General features: G+C 58.7%; 12 protein-coding genes. 4 read left to right on the top strand and 8 right to left on the bottom strand.

The genetic code is table 11. The annotated features are described in order from the left end of the window. Positions 1-43: 43 nt before the first annotated feature. Together ACP7B0_RS17850 and ACP7B0_RS17845 are read left to right on the top strand one after the other, a co-directional pair. Positions 44-1,027 (top strand): SdiA-regulated domain-containing protein, encoded by a 984-nt coding sequence (locus ACP7B0_RS17850; protein ID WP_426142818.1) that lies wholly within the window; start codon positions 44-46, stop codon positions 1,025-1,027. A gap of 266 nt (positions 1,028-1,293) precedes the next feature. Continuing rightward, a complete protein-coding gene (locus ACP7B0_RS17845) occupies positions 1,294-3,048 on the top strand; it encodes a SulP family inorganic anion transporter (RefSeq protein WP_426142817.1) in 1,755 nt (584 codons plus the stop codon). 175 nt (positions 3,049-3,223) lie between these two features. Here the strand turns inward: ACP7B0_RS17845 and ACP7B0_RS17840 are convergent, their stop codons facing one another. From ACP7B0_RS17840 to ACP7B0_RS17815, 6 genes are all read right to left on the bottom strand, one after another. Beyond that, the gene (locus ACP7B0_RS17840) at positions 3,224-3,664 is read right to left on the bottom strand and encodes a potassium channel family protein (RefSeq protein WP_426142816.1); all 441 of its coding nucleotides are present in this window, start codon (positions 3,662-3,664) and stop codon (positions 3,224-3,226) included. A 119-nt stretch (positions 3,665-3,783) separates the two neighbouring features. Then, a complete protein-coding gene (locus ACP7B0_RS17835) occupies positions 3,784-5,103 on the bottom strand; it encodes an outer membrane protein transport protein (protein ID WP_426142815.1) in 1,320 nt (439 codons plus the stop codon). Between the two features lie 161 nt (positions 5,104-5,264). Then, the gene (locus ACP7B0_RS17830; protein ID WP_426142814.1) at positions 5,265-7,166 is read right to left on the bottom strand and encodes an acyl-CoA synthetase; all 1,902 of its coding nucleotides are present in this window, start codon (positions 7,164-7,166) and stop codon (positions 5,265-5,267) included. Further along, the gene (locus tag ACP7B0_RS17825; protein ID WP_426142813.1) at positions 7,166-8,122 is read right to left on the bottom strand and encodes a fumarylacetoacetate hydrolase family protein; all 957 of its coding nucleotides are present in this window, start codon (positions 8,120-8,122) and stop codon (positions 7,166-7,168) included. Before ACP7B0_RS17825 ends, ACP7B0_RS17830 begins: the two co-directional genes overlap by 1 nt. A 175-nt stretch (positions 8,123-8,297) precedes the next feature. Next, positions 8,298-9,389 carry a VOC family protein gene (locus ACP7B0_RS17820; protein ID WP_426142812.1) on the bottom strand — a complete coding sequence of 364 codons (1,092 nt, stop codon included), beginning with the start codon at positions 9,387-9,389 and terminating at the stop codon, positions 8,298-8,300. A gap of 85 nt (positions 9,390-9,474) precedes the next feature. Next, entirely contained in the window at positions 9,475-10,089 is a 615-nt protein-coding gene (locus ACP7B0_RS17815) for a TetR/AcrR family transcriptional regulator (protein WP_426142811.1), read from the bottom strand. 341 nt (positions 10,090-10,430) lie between these two features. Between ACP7B0_RS17815 and ACP7B0_RS17810 the strand changes: the two genes are divergently transcribed. Next, positions 10,431-11,699, top strand: a complete 1,269-nt coding sequence (locus ACP7B0_RS17810) for an NADH:flavin oxidoreductase/NADH oxidase family protein (protein WP_426142810.1) — start codon at positions 10,431-10,433, stop codon at positions 11,697-11,699. Here the strand turns inward: ACP7B0_RS17810 and ACP7B0_RS17805 are convergent. Then, positions 11,688-12,335: a TetR/AcrR family transcriptional regulator gene (locus tag ACP7B0_RS17805; RefSeq protein ID WP_426142809.1), complete on the bottom strand. Its 648-nt coding sequence runs from the start codon at positions 12,333-12,335 to the stop codon at positions 11,688-11,690. The two genes, ACP7B0_RS17810 and ACP7B0_RS17805, sit on opposite strands and share 12 nt — an antisense overlap. A 2-nt stretch (positions 12,336-12,337) precedes the next feature. Further along, complete coding sequence (locus ACP7B0_RS17800; protein ID WP_426142808.1) at positions 12,338-13,996, bottom strand: bifunctional 3-(3-hydroxy-phenyl)propionate/3-hydroxycinnamic acid hydroxylase; 1,659 nt, start codon at positions 13,994-13,996, stop codon at positions 12,338-12,340. A gap of 390 nt (positions 13,997-14,386) precedes the next feature. On the opposite strand from ACP7B0_RS17800, the gene ACP7B0_RS17795 reads away from it, so the two are divergent. Continuing rightward, positions 14,387-17,293: an AAA family ATPase gene (locus ACP7B0_RS17795; protein ID WP_426142807.1), complete on the top strand. Its 2,907-nt coding sequence runs from the start codon at positions 14,387-14,389 to the stop codon at positions 17,291-17,293. Positions 17,294-17,388: the final 95 nt, after the last annotated feature.

The following is a 17,388-nucleotide window of genomic DNA, read 5'->3' as shown; positions in this document are numbered from 1 at the left end:
CGATCACTTGTGCCTGCCAATCGGACATGGAGCGCCTCAAGCAATGATTCATCAAACTGTGAAAGCGGCGCGTTCAACATGGGGGAGCATTCGCCGTCAACGGATATCACGCTCCCGAGCGCTGTCAGGCGTGGGCGTTCTAGGGGCATTGGTCCTGTGCTATTCGCTGTCGACGCATTTCTACGTTCATCAGCAACTCTATCAGTACGGCCGTAACTGGCTGGAAGGTAACGCTGCACGAGGAGAGAACATCTGGCTGCCAGACTTTCATGTAGTGATTGATGCCAAGCCGATAGACCCGGACCTCACCAATCTCTCTGGGGTAACGTACGACTACGACAATGATCGCTTGCTGGCGGTAACCAATAAGGGACCGATGCAGCTGCTGACCATGGATAAGAATGGCACAATATCGGGGCGCTACCCGTTGATCGGTTTCGATGACACTGAAGGGCTGGCCTACCTCGGCAATGGCCGAGTGGCCCTGTGCGATGACGAGCTTCAGCAATTGGACATCATCACCTTGCCGACGCAACCTCGCCCGATCCTGGCTGAGGAAGCAGAGTTCATCGCGTTGTTGATCAATCCCGATTCCAACAACAAGGGCTTCGAAGGCGTGACCTACGACCCTGTTCACGACCGCCTTTTTGCCATCAAGGAACGCAATCCGCGCCAGCTATTCGAGGTCTCGGGTGTGATGCGCTCCATTGATCAGGGGCGGCTGCAGATCAGGATTACCGACCGTATCGACTGGGTCGAGCACAACGTGTTTGCTCGAGACCTGTCCGATGGCTACTACGATCCACGAACCGGCAACCTGCTGCTCCTCAGCGACCAGTCGCGCTCAATCACCGAACTGGATCGCGATGGACGCTTCGTAAGTTTCCGTTCACTGCTCGGCGGGATCTCCGGTCTTCGCCACAGTGCGCCTCAGCCAGAGGGCATCACCATGGATCGCGACGGCAACCTTTACGTCGTCAGCGAGCCAAACCTTTTCTACAAGCTATCCAAAGCTGCCAGCGAATAGCGGATTGAACCTTCGAATTAACCGAGCCAGCGCCAAGATTGTTCCGGCCTCGCTCGACCGATGCCTTACGTTGCGTCTTCGGGATAGACCGCCTTGCATGGCCCTCATGATGCGCAGTGTTCCCGCTCGCCAATCACAACCACTCGAACAAGCTGCGGAGGCAAAACGGGGTCAGGAGGATAAGAAGATTGAAATACGCCTTGCACAGATACTGCAGATGAGTTTCCGTTTGAGTAATATCTTATTACAAGTACCGAACGCGGAGGATGCACTCAAGCGCAAAAGGGAAAGTGAATCAGCCGGTATTTACGGCAGACGAACCCGCCGAGAGAGAACGTGTGGAACCGCATCTGAAGACGTCGAAGGCATCGCACTCCGACACCGCTCCAAATCGCCTCGACGTAGTCTCGGGGCTCACGGCTGCCGCAGTCGTACTACCCAAAGCAATGGCCTACGCGACTGTCGCGGGTCTACCTGTTGCCGTCGGTCTGTATACGGCCCTCGTCCCGATGTTGATCTACGCACTGCTGGGGACGTCACGAGTACTCAGTGTCAGCTCCACGGCCACGCTGGCGATCCTGGCCGGTGCGCAGATCGGCTTGGCCGTACCGGGCGGCGAGCCGAGCCTGCAGATCGCGGCGACTGCAACGCTAACCGCGCTGGTTGGCACGATGCTGCTTCTGGCACGACTGATACGCCTGGGATTTCTCGCGAACTTCATTTCCTCCCCGGTGTTGAGCGGCTTCAAAGCGGGGGTCGGTCTAGTCATCGTGCTGGACCAGATACCAAAACTCCTGGGTATCCACATCGAAAAAGACAGTTTTTTTGTCGACTTCCTCAACATCGTGCATCACCTGTCGGAGATATCCCTGATCACGCTCGCAGTAGCGGCAGCGGCCTTCCTCATACTCATCGCGATGGATCACTTCTGGGCACATTCGCCTGCGCCATTGTTGGTGGTCGGGGGCAGCATCGCCGCCTCATGGTACTTCGGCCTGCAAGCGCTGGGAGCTTCGACGGTTGGCGTGATTCCACAAGGGTTACCATCATTTACGTTGCCCGATCTCACGTTAATCGAGCAGATGATACCGGGAGCACTCGGGATCGCGCTGATGAGCTATACCGAAACGATTGCGGCGGGGCGTGCTTTTGTCCGGCCAGGCGATCCCTCCATCAATGCGAACCGCGAGTTGATCGCCACCGGTCTCGGTAACCTCGGGGGTGCTCTGCTCGGCGCGATGCCGGCCGGTGGCGGCACCTCACAGACGGCCGTTGTACGTGCCACCGGAGGACAGTCTCAAGTGGTCTCGCTGGTCACTGCTGGCGTGGCTTTTGCCACTATGCTGCTGCTCTCCGGGGCCCTCGGCTATCTACCTCATGCCACACTGGCCGCTATTGTCATCTACTACTCGGTGGGGCTGATTCAGCCGCGAGAGTTCCTCGCTATTCGCAAGGTGCGTCCAATGGAGTTCCACTGGGCGCTCGTAGCCACGGTGGGCGTCCTTTTGTTTGGCACACTTCAGGGGATCGCTGTGGCAATCATCGTTTCTCTGATCAGTCTGGCCTACCAGACTGCCCGCCCGCACGTGTATGTCCTCGGCCGCAAGTGTGGCACCGACGTGCTGCGCCCCTTGTCAGAGGGCCACCCTAGTGACGAGACTTTTGAGGGACTGCTGATCCTGCGACCGGAGGGACGCCTGTTTTTTCTCAACGCTGATTATGTGAAGGAACAGATTATCGAGCTGGAGAGACAGTATCAGCCGCGTGTGGTTGTCTGGGACATGAGTGCGGTGCCCGACATCGAATACTCGGCACTGCAGGCGCTGATAGAGGGCGAGAAAAACCTGGCCGAGATAGGCACCTGTCTCTGGCTGGCGGGGTTGAATACCGGCGTACTTGAGATGGTGCGACGTGCCGGGTTCGACAAGAAACTCGGGAGCGAGCGAATGTTTTTCACCGCCCATGCAGCGATCGAGCGCTATCAAGCACAACAACTTGCCCTGGTGGGCGCTGCGCAGTAGCTCAGGTGTCAAGCGGGCATTTCCCGCTTGACGCGAGCCGCGTGCAGACGGTCTCAGTCAATTGCGGCGCAGCGATCGGCCGCATTGGCTGGCAGGACTTTGAAGACACTGCGGCGGCACAGAGCAGCCGGATCAGGTTTTCATTGTGTGCTTCTGTGATGGCCGAACAACGTCATCAGGACTTGTGATGGTCGTTGTTCGTGACGAAAAACTGATAAATATGATTGACCACAGCGAAGAAGACACCGGTGGATAAACCGCACATGAGGATGCCGGTCAACCCCTCCATCAACCCGAACAAACGCCAGGGTTTCTCCAGCACCACGTCACCGTAACCAATCGTCGCATACGTCACGCCAGAGAAGTAAAACGCCGTTTCGAAATCCGGCAGACACCCCTGCCATACATAGAACGCCCCCCATATCGAGATCGCCGTCAAATGCAGCAGTAACATATAGCAGGCGACCCATACCAACCGCGTGCTAATGGCCCCGAGTTGCGTCATTAGAACGTTTCCCCGGTAGTCCAGAAACCTGAGCATCAAGGCCAGACCGACTGCATGCAAGACCACGGTAATGGCCGCCAGCCCCCATGCGAAAAAGATGCTTGAATGCATCAAGTGCTCCTCCAGGATGTCCCCCCGATAGGCCGAGACCCAGTCTTAAGATTGTATGTGCCGCACGCGGCCTTTCCAGGACAACCGGGTTGTCCTGGATCAACCTGCTATTGCTCAAGTCAGTACCTGTAAGTTGCCTGCACTGAAAACCCATTCGCGCTATTTTCGTAGTGAGCGCTGTATTCCGGTTGAAGACCGGACTTATTCGATTGCTTTACCGCGACTTTGGAGTCCCACAGATACCCGTAAGCAAAGTCAATCGTCAGATCGGAATTCGGCGAATAAGCGCCACCCAAGGTCACGGCCTGGCGGTCACCCACCGGAATACGCACACTGCGCTCGGCACTGCTCACAGGCGTGGGATCATAGGCATAGCCTGCGCGGAGCAGCCATTGCGGGGTTAACTGATAGGAGGCGCCTACCGCGGTGGACCACGTGTCGTGCCAGTTCAATGGTTCGCCCATACGCCCCAGACCCGCCATTTGGCCCATTGCGGAAACACCGCTGTTGACTGCCTCGATCTTCTCGAGCCGACTCCAACGTGTCCAGGTGGTCCCCAGATATCCGGTCCAACGGCTATTGAATCGATGGGTGATGGAGGTATCCACGGATTCGGGCATATCAAGATCTATCTTGTTGTCATAATTTCCATCCAGCGAGAGGAAGCTCGGGGAGCCGGAAACCTGAGTGTGCCCTTTCAGGTGATAGCTCACCTTCGAGTGATAGGTCATTCCCCAACGAGTTGCCTCATTAAAGTCAACCAGGAGGCCGACGTTGTAGCCAATGGCAGTGTCATCACCTTTCATGGTGACCAATGTGTCCTGGCCATTATTCAGGGCACCGGTTGCCATGTAATTCTGAAGTTCTGCATTAAAACGGTTCAGGGTCGGTCCGCCACCAATGGACACGTAATCGTTGATCCGATAGGCAATGGTGGGCTGAAGGGTTATCTCCTTCGTCGTGCTATAGGAACCATGGTAGCGGCCCTGAAAAGTGCCCTCGTAATCATTGATCAGACCACTCGGAGCATAGAGGCCCAGACCAACCGAAAGACGATCATCAAGGGGCGTCGACATATAAGCGAAAGGCACGACCCCCAAAGGTACAGAATCCCCCTTATTCGTTCCTGCGACATTGCTCTGCGCATCACTGATGTCGTCGCTCACCGAAATGACGGCCGCCCCGCCGGAAATCTCAGTGCGCTTCAACTTGGTCAAGCCTGCAGGATTCCCAAAGATGGTGCTGGCATCCAGCGCGGAAGACGACCTTCCCGCATAGGCAGTTCCCGCACTGCTTGCACTTTGTTCGTTCAAGGCAATGCCATTGGCACTTGCAAGCGTTGAGACGCTGAGTAAAGCCATGGCACTGCTGAGTTTAATCCAGACGGTACACTTTCGCTCAATAGACACACACGGGATCACACGGTTATTTCGCTTCATTTTTCCACCTGTTTTTTATTTTTTTTGTTAATTTCACGCAGGCAAAGCTTCGCCATCCGTGCACCTTTCAGTGCTCGCTGGAGTTGATCCAAGTTGGACAAAAGCCCCTGATTTACCAGTGCCAGGGCGTGACGCTGGACTGACAGATGTGAATCAGGAACTTAATTAAGCCATTCGATTTGAAAGCTATAGCGTCCCAATAACGGCGCCAGTACTTCCTGACCAATCCCGGCCCTGATGCGGGCGACATGCCCTCGCCGATTATCCTGAACGACCTCGACCGCTATATCCGAAAGCCCCAGACGCTCCACCTCCTGCTGGACTACTTTGGCAATCTCCCGCTGCTGCAAAGCGGGCTTGAATATCTTGCCCACGGCAGTCAGTGGCAACACTTCGAGGATTTCAATGCGCTTGGGAACGGCTGCCCGCTCGCTGATGTTGAGATGCGCGAATGCTTCAAGCTCTTCGGCATTGCAGGCTTGCCCCGGTCGCAGTTGAACATAGGCGACCGGCACCTCGCCCGAATAGGCATCGGGGCTGCCGATTGCAGCGGCCAAGGCGACGGCGGGATGCGACTGCAGCGCCTCTTCGATCTGCTTGGGATCAATGTTGTGGCCCCCGCGAATGATCAACTCTTTCTTGCGGCCGGTCAGCCAGAAGTAACCTTGCGCATCCTGACGACCCAAGTCGCCCGTATTCAACCAGCGCTGACCGTCGATATCGATCCAGAGGCCCTGGTTGTGACGCTCCTCCAGATAGCCATTGAAGAGGTTCGGCCCACTGATCGTGATGACGCCGATCTCATCCACGTCGCAATCTCGCAGGTACTCTCCAGAATCATTGAGCAAGACCGCACGCATATTCTGATAGGCAATCCGTATCCCGATGGAGCCGATGCGGCGCTCGCCATGGGGCGGATTGACAGAAGAGACGCAGGCGCCCTCAGTAAGACCGTAACCTTCAAGGATCTTTACCCCGGTCCGGCGCTCGAACTCCCGGAAAAGCTCAGCCGGCATAGGTGCCGCGCCGCACATTGCATAGCGAAGGCTGGACAGGTCGCGGCCCTGCCATTCATTTTGCAGAAGTGCTGCATAGACCGTTGGCACGCCGGAAAAGAAGTTGATGCCGTAGTGCTCGACCATCTCCCAGAATCGTGGGATCACCCCCTCGCCACGATACCCGTGAGGAGTCCCGAGGATCACATGGTCGCCTTGAGTCCAAGGCATCAGTCCGGTAACCAGTTGTCCATTGACATGAAATAGCGGGAGGCCACAAAAGATAACCTGGCCACTGCTGCGTGGCTGCAAGTGAGAGGCCATGGCCCATGCATTGAATACTTCCGAGCCATGGGTACGCGCGGCGATCTTGGGCAGCCCGGTGGTACCGCCCGTACAGATGTAGGAGGAACACTCATCCTGGCGGATTTGCCGACCACTCTTCAGGTACGTGTGCGGCTGGGTACTCATCAGCGATTGCCAATCGTGGATCGCGATGCCGCTGTGCAGGTCTCGTTCCTTCAGCGCCATGGCTTTCAAGGCGCCAGGCTCAGGTTCCGCCACATAGGCTTCCATGCTGACCCAGACAACAGACCTCACCGTGGGTATCTGATCCAGTTGCGAAGCCAGTTTGAACCACAAATCACCGCCCGCCGCCGGTGCCAGCGTGATCACCACGGATGCCTTCGCAGCATTCAGCAAGCCCGCCATCTGCTTAGCCTCGAGCAGAGGATTGATCGCCATGACAATGCCCGCCGCCTCCCCGCCCCACAGGGTGAAGTGGGTTTCCGGCAGGTTGGGCAGGATAAAGGCAAGCACCTCGCCCGGTTGTATGCCCAGGTCATGAAAGGCATTTGCCGCGCGGGTGATATCCGCAAAGAGCCGGGAGTAGTTCCACTCGCAGGTGCGTTTGAAATCGGCGGCATCGGCGAAGAAACTCAGCGCCGGCGCGTGGGGCGTGCATTCGGCCGCCTTTCGCAGCGCTTCATAAGTACTGGACGCCAGGCCACGCTCCGACAAGGGGACTCGTTCGAGACGTTCGATGTCGCTCAGGGTCTGCACAACCATCAGGCTTGCTCCACGACTCGGTTGCGCTGCACGCCGAGATCGATCACACCATCGGCGCTGCGAATGCGCGCCTCGACCACGTCACCCGACTTGAGATACTGCGTCCGGCTCTCTTGCGCCTTGAGGAAGAGTTTCCACTTGGTGGCTTCTGGCATCAGGGCCGCAATGCGCTGTTTGGCAGGTGAAGGGATCGTTAGCGCACAGCCCGCAGGAGTGCCGGTAGCGATCAGGTCTCCAATCGCGAGATCTTGCACTGCAGAGAGTTCGGTAAGGGTTTCGGCCGGACCGTAAACCAGGTTGGCCGTGCTGTCGCTCTGTCGCACCTGGTCGTTGACCGTCAGACGTAACTGCAATGCTTTGAGGTAATGCATGTCCTTGGCATCCAGCAGGCAGAGGTAGGGACCGACCGGGCCGAAAGTGCGAAAGCTCTTGCCCTTGTAGAACTGCATCTGGGGGATCTGAATGTCGCGGGCCGAGTAGTCGTTGACAATGACGACGCCAGCGATGAACTCATGCAGATTGGCGTCGGTGACAGAAACGGAGTCGGTGATCGCACGTTTCATCACAAGCCCCAGCTCAATTTCGTAGTCGAGGAAGCGCACGGTGCGCGGCTTGATCAGGTCGCTGTCAGCCGCCACCAGACAACTCGTCGCCTTGGTGAAGATCATGTTGAATTTCTTCGCGTCCGGGTCCATGCCTGACTCGATCATGTGCTCACGGTAATTGGCACCCTGGCAGACGAATTGCTGGTTACGGGTTACCGGCGACAGCAGTTTTACTTCGCCCTCGGCCAGTTCCGGACCTTTCAGTTGAGCGAGGTCGTCGATACTGTTCTGGCGAATGAAGTCACCGGTGGTTTCAAAAGTACCGGGGACAATAGTGATACGGCCCTGGCGAAGCACGCCCCAGTGGATACCGTTCTGAAACTCAAAGCGGACTACGTGTAAAGCAGACATTGAAGGTACTCCTGAAGCGGCGTTTGTCTCGCGTTCGGTGGCGCGAGAACGGTGGTGTTGTTCTAAAGGGGGGCTGACCACGGTGTAGACCAGCGAGCCGCCAGCAATCAAAGCGCCGGCTTTAAGCACGTCTCGCCGGCCATACAAGGTTGAATCTCCCGACATGGCGGCAGCTCTACCCGAACATCCGCATGAGTGTTACCAATTTTCGAAGGGTCAGGTCCGGGCTGCGTCGCAGGTTGCGGATCAGCAGAAGCAGATTGGCCAAGCTCATTTTGGGTTTTGTGAAACTCTTGGGCATGCGTTGCCCCCACTGGGCCATTGCCTCGGGACTCACCGGATGAATGCCCATTGGCCGAGAGGCTGTGAAAATATCCCCGTCGCAATAATGCTCGTGCTTATCGCCCCATGGGTCTTGCCAGTAATCGAAGATCTGACTGCCAAGAATGTGTCGGCCTATGCCCCATGAGTGCGCCCAACCCCGTTCCCGCAAGACGCGCTGCCCCATACCCACGGCGTCCGCATCCACCACCTCGTAGGCACTATGGCTGTAGGTAGCCATGAACCCTTGCGCGATCGCGAGCGTATGGTGAGCCGCGGGTATGTCACCCAGATCCAGGCGCATGAAAGAGACGATAGGCGTGCCGTCGGGAAGTACCTGCACATCGCTGGGAATAAACCCGAAATGTTGCGTATACCAGGCACAGGTCGCCTGATAATCAGCCACTTCCATCACGATGTGACCCAGTCTGAGCACTTCAGACGGAACAATCGGCGGTCGCTGCGTAGCGTTGATTCGTGGTTGTTCCTGCGTCAGATTCCAGGCAAGCGGTGCCCGGTGTGCCAGCGTTTTAACCGGGGTCTGGTCGCAGACAGCTTCCACCGTGAAACCGGAAGGATCGGTCAGGCTGACGCAGTACCCGCCACCCGGATGATCCGATTTCGCTATCGGTGACGCACCCGGGATTCGGGTGAGTTTTTCCAGATCCTCACGAGACTGCACCGCCAGCCCGAATCCGATAAAACGTGCCTGTTCTGCAAAATGGATACGGTAACAGTATGAAGTGGGCTCGGTGGCGCGCAGGTAGAGCGTATCGGCGCTCTGATGACTTACCGTCAGGCCGAAATCGGTCAGGAAACGCGCCGCCCTATTCAAGTCAGGCCGTTGGAAGATCAGGTGAGTCAGCGCCTGGGCCTTCACCGTTGGCTGCGGATGCCGGGCAGGTTGTTGTGTCGCCAACCGGTGCAATTCATTTTTGTTGATCATTGTTCTTGTTTTCCGGTTTTTTAGGGCAAAGCGGTCCCGCCCCCCTGAGAAACCAGGGGTTTGTCCAGTTGGGTCAGTGACGGGCTCAGTCGAGAGGCGGAAGCGCCGGCAACGCTATGGTCGCCAACGCACGCGCCTCCTCTGACGGCACACCCAATGCCCGCAGAATCAGCTCAGCAGTGTCCGAGCCAGACTCGCGCCAGGTGCTGTGACCTTCCAGTACGAGGAAAATCGAGCCGAGAACACTGCTCGATATCAGCGTCAGTACCGAGAGCAATTGCTCCTGCCGAAACCTGTACCTTCCATTGGAAAGCCCACCGAGAAGATCCGTGGTCGCCTGGCTGCTGAACATTTCGCGCAACGCAGAATTGCTCATGGCGAACTTGTGTATGAACGCCCCCCACTGAGAGTCCTCGTGGGCTCGACGAATGAACAGACGAATACCATTGGCAAGGCGTTGTGCCGGATCGGAGATTGAAGTGAAGCTCTTGTTGACGCGCTCATGCATCTCCCTCGCAAGGTGGCTGGCAACCGCCTCGAACAGGCTTTCCATGTTGTCGATGTTGCTATAGACCGTCCCGCGCGCCACTCCCGCCTCTTGCGCAAGGTCGAGGATATTCACTTGCGAGGTGCCTTTTTCGGCGAACAGGCGAAAGGCGGCTTGATGAATGCGGCGCTGTGTTGGATTCAGGGATTCCACGGTTCTTTCTCCAGAATTACCTCATGACCCAATTGAACACGCGCGTTCTATTTGCGTCAACAATTTTTATGAGCAAGCACACTCTCCCCGATGAAATACGCGCGTAAACCCAAATAAAATCGACAAACTGATCTACAGCGGCGAGCAAAACCAAGAGTCTCCAATTGACACAAATTGACACGCGTGTTCAGCTCTATGGCGTTACTGGCTCGCCTTCCCGGTAAGCCGTCAAGCCTGCCCATCGATGAAAACCAGGACCTCAACAACCCGAGCAAGCACTGTGCAGACGGTATGACCCTCAGCGATGGCTGGCCGACTTTTCATTAGCTGAAGGACAGAACATGACCGGCTCAAAGCTCTTCATACCGCTTCGTTTGCCTAACGGCACGGTGATTCAGAACCGAATCGCCAAGGCTGCCATGGAAGAGAACCTTGCAGATGAGGAACACGCTCCAGGGGACGCGCTGATTAAGCTCTATGGGCACTGGGCAAAGGGTGGTGCCGGCCTGATCATCACGGGCAACGTCATGGTTGACCGCCACGCTTTGACCGGACCCGCTGGCGTAGTGCTTGAGGATGATCGGAACCTGGGCAAATTCAGGCGATGGGCCGATGCTTGCCGCAGCCATGGAGCCCAGGCCTGGATGCAAATCAATCATCCCGGGCGGCAGCTATTGGCATCGATGGGGCAGCCGGCACGGGGGCCCTCTGCGGTTGCTGTCGACATTCCCGGACTATCAAACGCTTTTGTGCGGCCCAGGGCCTTGAATGAGCAGGAGATCGAAGAGCTGATCGGGCGTTATACCCATGCTGCAGCGCTGGCCGAACGCGCGGGATTCACCGGCGTGGAGATTCATGCAGCACATGGCTACCTGTTCAGCCAATTCCTTTCGCCCTTGACCAATCGGCGTAGCGATCGCTGGGGTGGCAGCCTGGAAAATCGTGCGCACATTCTCCTGCAAACTATCGACGCAATACGTCAGCGAGTGACACCGAGCTTTTGCGTCGCAGTGAAGCTCAATTCCGCAGACTTTCAGCGCGGCGGTTTCGATGCCGAGGATGCGGCTCGCGTGGTGCAAATGCTCAACGCCAAGGCGGTCGACCTGGTCGAGTTGTCGGGCGGCAGTTACGAAAGCCCGGCAATGCAGGGACAGACCCGCGATGGCAGCCAACTGGCTCGAGAAGCCTATTTTCTCGAGTTCGCGGAGAGAATAGGAGAAATAGCGCGCATGCCGCTGATGGTCACCGGCGGCGTCCGTAGAAAGGAGGTCGCCGAGCGAGTGGTCAGCGGCTCGGTGTCGATGGTGGGACTTGCCACTGCGCTGGCAATCGAGCCGACCCTACCCCGCCAGTGGATGGCGGGTCAGGACACCGAAGTGGAGCCCATCGTCGTCCGCTGGAAAAACAAGGCGCTGGCATCGCTTGCGGTGGCGTCGGTGATCAAGAAGCAGCTCGGCTTGTTGAGTCAAGGAAAACGCACAAAACCCCGGACGTCACCACTCATGGCGTTGATCGGCAATCAACTGAAGTCTCGTCGCCAGGCGAAGCGCTATCGGCAATGGATTGATCAAACCCGGCAGATCAAGGATGACATCAGCTCAGGCCGGTAGCGGCTTGCCGGCGATTTTCCTGGCTCTGGCAAGTGTCACGCCCAGAGCCTGGAGAATCATTTCGGCGACGCGCAGATCGTGCTCCGCCACTGCACGCCCATCGACAACCGAGCGCATTGCTCCGGTCGTGCACGATAAGACTATATCCAGGGCGACCCCTTCGTCCTCGTAAGCAAAAGTACCTGCACGCAGCCCCTCACGCAGATCGCCAAGGACATGGCCAGCCAAACGCGAGCGCACGGCCTGGTCAAAATGGATGATGCGCAGCAGCGCATTCGCCCATTGCTGGTCAGCGGCGGCCCGGCACACAAACATGCGCACCCCTATCGAAAGCCGCTGCGCGCCACAGTGCACGTCCGCACTCATGGTGGAAATGGCATCGGAGAACTCGGTGGCCATGGCGATGCCCACCGCCTCCAGCACTTCGTCGCGAGTTCGAAAATAGTTGTAGATGGTACCGTTGGAAACCGCTGCTTCCGCAGCGACCTCGAGCAGCGCGATCTCCCCCACCTCCTTACGTGCGATAAGACGCAATGCCGCGTCCACCAGGCCACGACGGGTGCGCTCACGCTTCTTGTGACCTCGCGTGAGAGGCGTGGGCGTGGCAGCATCTAAAGGAAGAGTGGGGAAATGCATTATCAAGCTCTCAATCGAGGGGGCTCGTTGATAGTAATGGAAACGCTCTCGGCAGTGGCGTCTTCGCTCGCCAGCAGGTCCCCGCAGTCTCGAAGGAGACGACTGGCCTCTGCGCCAGGAGCGTGATGCATGATGATACGGTCGGGACGAACCACGACGAGCGTTCCTTTAACCGCCAGCGGCAGGATGTCATGGTTAACGTCTTCGATGAAGTCACAGCTGCCGCCGGATCGTTGCCCGCGTGTTCTGACTTCCAGGAAGTGGCCCCCCATTTTTCCCCAGGAAGCGATCTGATCAGTGGTTAGCAGTGACAACGGGTCAATACCGAATCCAACCAGGGTCAGGTTATCTCCAAGCGCATCGTCGCTCAGTTTGATCTGCTTTTGCATGTTGCGAATCCAGCCCTGGGGAAACAGGCTGCCACGTACCAGCTTGTCGCCTCGACGATGCGGCACGAACAGGCCGTGTTTGAAGACGTTCTTCGGCTTTATGTCCAACTGTTCAAAGTACCTTCGGGTGGCGGGCGTCAACGCCAGCATACGCATCAGGCCGTGAATGAAGAATGCCGTGATCCTGTTCTTGGGCATCACCAGGCGGCCCATGAGTTTCGCCAGATTGATCATCGCCTGGGCATGGGGGCGGCGCTCTACGTCATAGGTATCGAGTATGGCGGGCGCTGCCTGACCGCGAAGAACCCACGCCAGTTTCCAGGCCAGGTTAGCGCCATCTCGAAGGCCCGCCACGAGACCTTGCCCGACAAAAGGAGGCGTGATGTGCGCTGCGTCGCCAGCGAGAAAAACGCGTCCCTGGCTGAATTTGTTGCAGCACCGTGCGTGGAATCGATACACCGCCTTGCGCTCGATTTCCAGCGCCTGCGGGTCGATCCATGGCGCGATCAGACGGGCTATGCTTTCCGGACATTCCAGCTCTTCTCGGGATTCGCCGGGGAGTAGCATGAACTCCCAACGCTCCCTGCCGCCAGGTGCAGGCATGTGCGGCGTCGGGCGCCGCGGGTCACAGAGAAACTCAACGTGATCAATCGCTGACTTATGCCGGTTCATGACATCGACAATCAGCCAGTCCTCCGCATAGGTCTGCCCTTCGAACTCCTGGCCAATCAGTGCTCTGACCCTGGACCCTGCGCCATCCGCACCGATCAGGTACCGGGCGCGAACGGAATGCGAGTGCCCATTTTGATCCCGTACCGAAGCGATGACGCCATCCGACACCTCGACCAGACTCTCTAGCTCGAAGCCACCCAGGCTGGTTACGGACTTCAGGCGGGAAACCTGGTCGCGCATCGCTCGTTCGAGGTCGGGTTGATAGAACGTCACAAGCTTGGGATGGCCGTCGACACACCCTCCAGTGTTGGCCCGACCGAATTGCCCGAGTACCGGGGAGTGCATCCTCACTTCAGGAATAACGATTTTCTCGAAAGCGTCTTCCGACAAACCGGCGAGTTGCAGGATGCGTAGCGCCTCGTTGTCCAGCGCAATGGCACGCGGCATCAGCATGACGTCATGGACCTTGTCCAATACCAGGGTCATGACCCCATAGCGGCCTAGCAGCGCCGCGATTGTCGCACCTACCGGACCGTTACCGATGACCAGCACGTCGACGGCGGCAGGAGGGAATTCGGAAACTTTCTTGTTGTTGTTCATCTCGAGCCCTTGTTGTGATTGAAGTCGTGAGACGCGAGGTCTCATCGTCAGGCAAGGTGAAGGTATGCAAAATTGAGAGATATTTCAATATTGATGTTCTTGTCATTATTTTTTTGGGATCATGCCAATCCGCGATGAGACCAAGGGGCAAGCCGATGTGTGCGGCGTGAACTGAGTTCGCACGTGTACGGGTTTCCGACCGGCGACGCTTGGCTTCAGCGCCGATCAGCGTTGTCATTGGGTCAACGGCCCAAGACTGCCGAGGCTGAAATGCAGTTGATTCAACAGGCTGGTCGATAAACCCGGGAAGCCGGGCACACCGATTTCAGCATCGAACCCCCTGCGAAGCTTCGCGGCACACAACCCTGTTTTAGTCTTTAGGAATCAACCGTGGTACGTCCGCAGCCCCATCCGAACCCAGTCGTGCTCTGCTTCATCGAATTCGAGCTCGACGAGTCCAACGCCTGTTTGTTGCGTAATGGGGAAGCCGTGGCCGTGGCACCGACTCCTTTCACGTTGTTATGCGTGCTGGCACGTCAGCCGGGATCGCTGGTGACCAAGGATGCCTTGCTTGATACCGTGTGGGGGCACCGGTTCGTCAGCGATTCGGTCCTGAAGACGGCCATCAGCGATCTTCGCAAGGTGCTGGGCGACGACCCCCGGCATCCCCGCTTCATCGAGACCGTGTCGCGACGCGGCTATCGCTTCATCGCCCCGCTCTCCTCCGCACTTTCGATGCCGCCTGCATCCACGCCGGCAACGGCGACCGGCACACAGCTGGCACCGCCATTCGTCGGTCGCACTGACGAGCTCTCCAGGCTGCAACGGGCCTGGCAGCGGGCGTATGACGGCCAGCGCGCAGTGGTCTGGCTCGCAGGAGAACCGGGGATCGGCAAGACGACGTTGATCGAACATTTCCTCGCTGGCCTTGGCGACATCGCCTGCGCACGTGGACATTGCGTAGAGCACTACGGCACCGGCGAGCCGTACTTGCCGGTGCTCGAAGCGTTGGCCGATCTTTGCCGCAGCGACCCGGCGCTGCCAGCGCTGCTGCGCGATGTAGCGCCGACCTGGCTGCTGCAACTGCCCTGGCTGAGTACCGCGCAAGAGCGAGACGCGTTACGGCGCGAGCTTGCCGGCATTGGTCCAGACCGCATGCTGCGGGAAATGGGCGAACTGCTGGACCGCTACACAGAGCAGCGCCCTCTGATGCTGGTGACCGAAGACTTGCATTGGGGTGATCGAGCGACGGTTCAGCTTATCGACTATGTGGCGCGGCGACGGGGCCGCACGCGGCTTATGTGGCTGTCCAGCTTCCGCCTTGCGGAGGTTGTGGCGCTCGAGCATCCACTCAACTCGCTACGCCACGAACTTCGCCTGCAACGTCTGTGCGAGGAGGTGGTGCTCGATCCGTTTTCGGAAGCCGAGGTTGCTGACTATATTGCGCTGAGTTCGGCCTCGCTGGCGCGTGATGAAGCCTTCGTGCGTGGCCTGCACGGGCGCACGGACGGTGTTCCATTGTTCGTATCGTCAATCATGAATGAAGTGATGGACCCTGCGGACGACGACGCCACCATCGAGGCTCGGCTTGCAGGTGTGGAGGTTCCCGAAAACCTTGCGGCCATCATTGAACACTACATTTCCAGGCTTGACCCGGATCAGCGCGCGCTGCTCTCGGCTGCGGCAGTGTGCGGGGTCGAATTCCGGGTTGAGACGGTTTCGCTGGCCCTGGAGCGCGACCTTGCTTCGGTGGCTCACGCCTGCGAGGCGCTGATACGCGAGCAGATTTGGCTCATCCGATCACGAGCGACAGAAGTTGAAGAAACGGTCGAGCTGCCTCACTCATTCCGCCATGCTCTCTTTCGCCAAGTGCTGTACGACCGAACGCCGCGTTCATTGCGCGTCCACCTCCACCGGCAGGTTGGGGCGGCCCTTGAACGCGAGCGCGCGGCCGGTGTGCCGGTCGCGGCCTCCGAGCTGGCAATGCACTTCGACCGTGCTCGGCAGCCGATGATTGCGCTGCGATATTACGCCGAGGCCGCCGAGGCCGCGCTGCTGCACTTCAGCCCGGTCTTGTGCATGGGCCTCACTGAGCGCGCGTTTATCGTGCTGGCGCAGGCCCCCGAAGGGACGAAGCGCAATGCGCTGGACATCACCTTGTCCACGCTGCACGGCGTGTCGGCGTTCCACACGCTCGGTGTCGGCAGCGAAGCCAGGAATGCGTTTGAACGCGCGTACACGCTGCTGGCGGATGCCCCCCAGCATCCAATGCGCGGGCGACTGCTGCACGGATTTGGCTATCTGCTCGGTCTGCGCGGCGACTATGCGCTGGCGCTGGAGGTGGCTGAACGTGCCGAAGCCCTCTCGTCGGCATCGAACGACCCAGAGCTCATGCTGGCGGCGTGCATCGTGCAGGGCGAGGTGCATCATCTCCAGGGGCGCACGCAGACGGCCCGCCTTTGGCTGGAGCGCGCCCTGGCAATCGCCGAGCCGCTGGACATCGGAGCGAACGAGGTCTTTGCGACTGATCCCCAAGTCATGCTGCACGGGATGCTGGCCATTGAACTCGTGCGTTCTGGCCTGGTTGAGCAAGGCCGGACGCACATACGGCAGGCCCGCAGCCGCGCGCAGGCCCTTCGCCAGCCAATGACCTGGCTGGTCGCGGCCTGGCAGGAGGTGTTGGTCGAGGTGCGAATGGGCAACCACGTGCGTGTGGCCGAGTTGGCTGACGACATGCAGACGCTGGTCGATGAGTATTCGCTCGCGCTGGGGCGAACGGCGTGTCGCTGGTGGCACGGGTGGGCTGCCGCGCGCAGCGGCGCACCGCTCGACGGCTATCGCCGCATTCGCGAGGCCTACGAAGAACACACCCGACTTGGCATTCATTCCGGTGCCAGCGAGGTACTCGGCTACGCCGCCGAGGCGCTGCTGCTGGCGGGTGATTGCAACGCAGCGCAAGTCGAACTGGAGCAAGCGCTACAGGTGGGGGATGCGTTGGGTGAGCGCGTCTACCTGCCGCAACTGCTGCTGTTGGAGGCAGCGATCTCCCGAGCACAGGGGCGGCCCGACGCCAGCAGACATGCGGTGCAGCGCGCGGTTGCGGAAGCTCGTAACCAGCAAGCGCCGTGGCTGGAACTGCTCGCGCTGGTCGAGCTGTGCGAGCACCACGACGCCGAGGCCGAGGACTATCTGGCATTGACGACGCTGGTTGACCAGTCACCGGAAACCGACGGAACCGAGTTGGCGAAACGTGCACGCTCGCTGATTCACCCTGCCCCTTCGGCTCGCAGCAAGTAGCCCACCCCCGTCATGGCCGGGGGCTGTCCCGACCGAACTCTGACCTTTCGCTTACGACTCGGCGCAAGGGGGCGGTTTACGCTGTCGGCGAACTT

It is taken from the genome of Pseudomonas sp. DWP3-1-2 (assembly GCF_049896285.1).
Classification (GTDB): domain Bacteria; phylum Pseudomonadota; class Gammaproteobacteria; order Pseudomonadales; family Pseudomonadaceae; genus Aquipseudomonas.
Note: the sequence above shows the minus strand (reverse complement) of the source record. Positions and strands in the feature narration are given on the sequence as shown.

What these genes read in the sequence shown, in the direction of transcription:
- ACP7B0_RS17825 (WP_426142813.1), bottom strand. Translation starts at nt 8,122, where the DNA reads ATGTCTGCTTTACACGTAGTCCGCTTTGAGTTTCAGAACGGTATCCAC.
- ACP7B0_RS17805 (WP_426142809.1), bottom strand. Translation starts at nt 12,335, where the DNA reads ATGCATTTCCCCACTCTTCCTTTAGATGCTGCCACGCCCACGCCTCTC.
- ACP7B0_RS17845 (WP_426142817.1), top strand. Translation starts at nt 1,294, where the DNA reads ATGCACTCAAGCGCAAAAGGGAAAGTGAATCAGCCGGTATTTACGGCA.
- ACP7B0_RS17840 (WP_426142816.1), bottom strand. Translation starts at nt 3,664, where the DNA reads ATGCATTCAAGCATCTTTTTCGCATGGGGGCTGGCGGCCATTACCGTG.
- ACP7B0_RS17800 (WP_426142808.1), bottom strand. Translation starts at nt 13,996, where the DNA reads ATGAACAACAACAAGAAAGTTTCCGAATTCCCTCCTGCCGCCGTCGAC.
- ACP7B0_RS17830 (WP_426142814.1), bottom strand. Translation starts at nt 7,166, where the DNA reads ATGGTTGTGCAGACCCTGAGCGACATCGAACGTCTCGAACGAGTCCCC.
- ACP7B0_RS17810 (WP_426142810.1), top strand. Translation starts at nt 10,431, where the DNA reads ATGACCGGCTCAAAGCTCTTCATACCGCTTCGTTTGCCTAACGGCACG.
- ACP7B0_RS17850 (WP_426142818.1), top strand. Translation starts at nt 44, where the DNA reads ATGATTCATCAAACTGTGAAAGCGGCGCGTTCAACATGGGGGAGCATT.
- ACP7B0_RS17820 (WP_426142812.1), bottom strand. Translation starts at nt 9,389, where the DNA reads ATGATCAACAAAAATGAATTGCACCGGTTGGCGACACAACAACCTGCC.
- ACP7B0_RS17835 (WP_426142815.1), bottom strand. Translation starts at nt 5,103, where the DNA reads ATGAAGCGAAATAACCGTGTGATCCCGTGTGTGTCTATTGAGCGAAAG.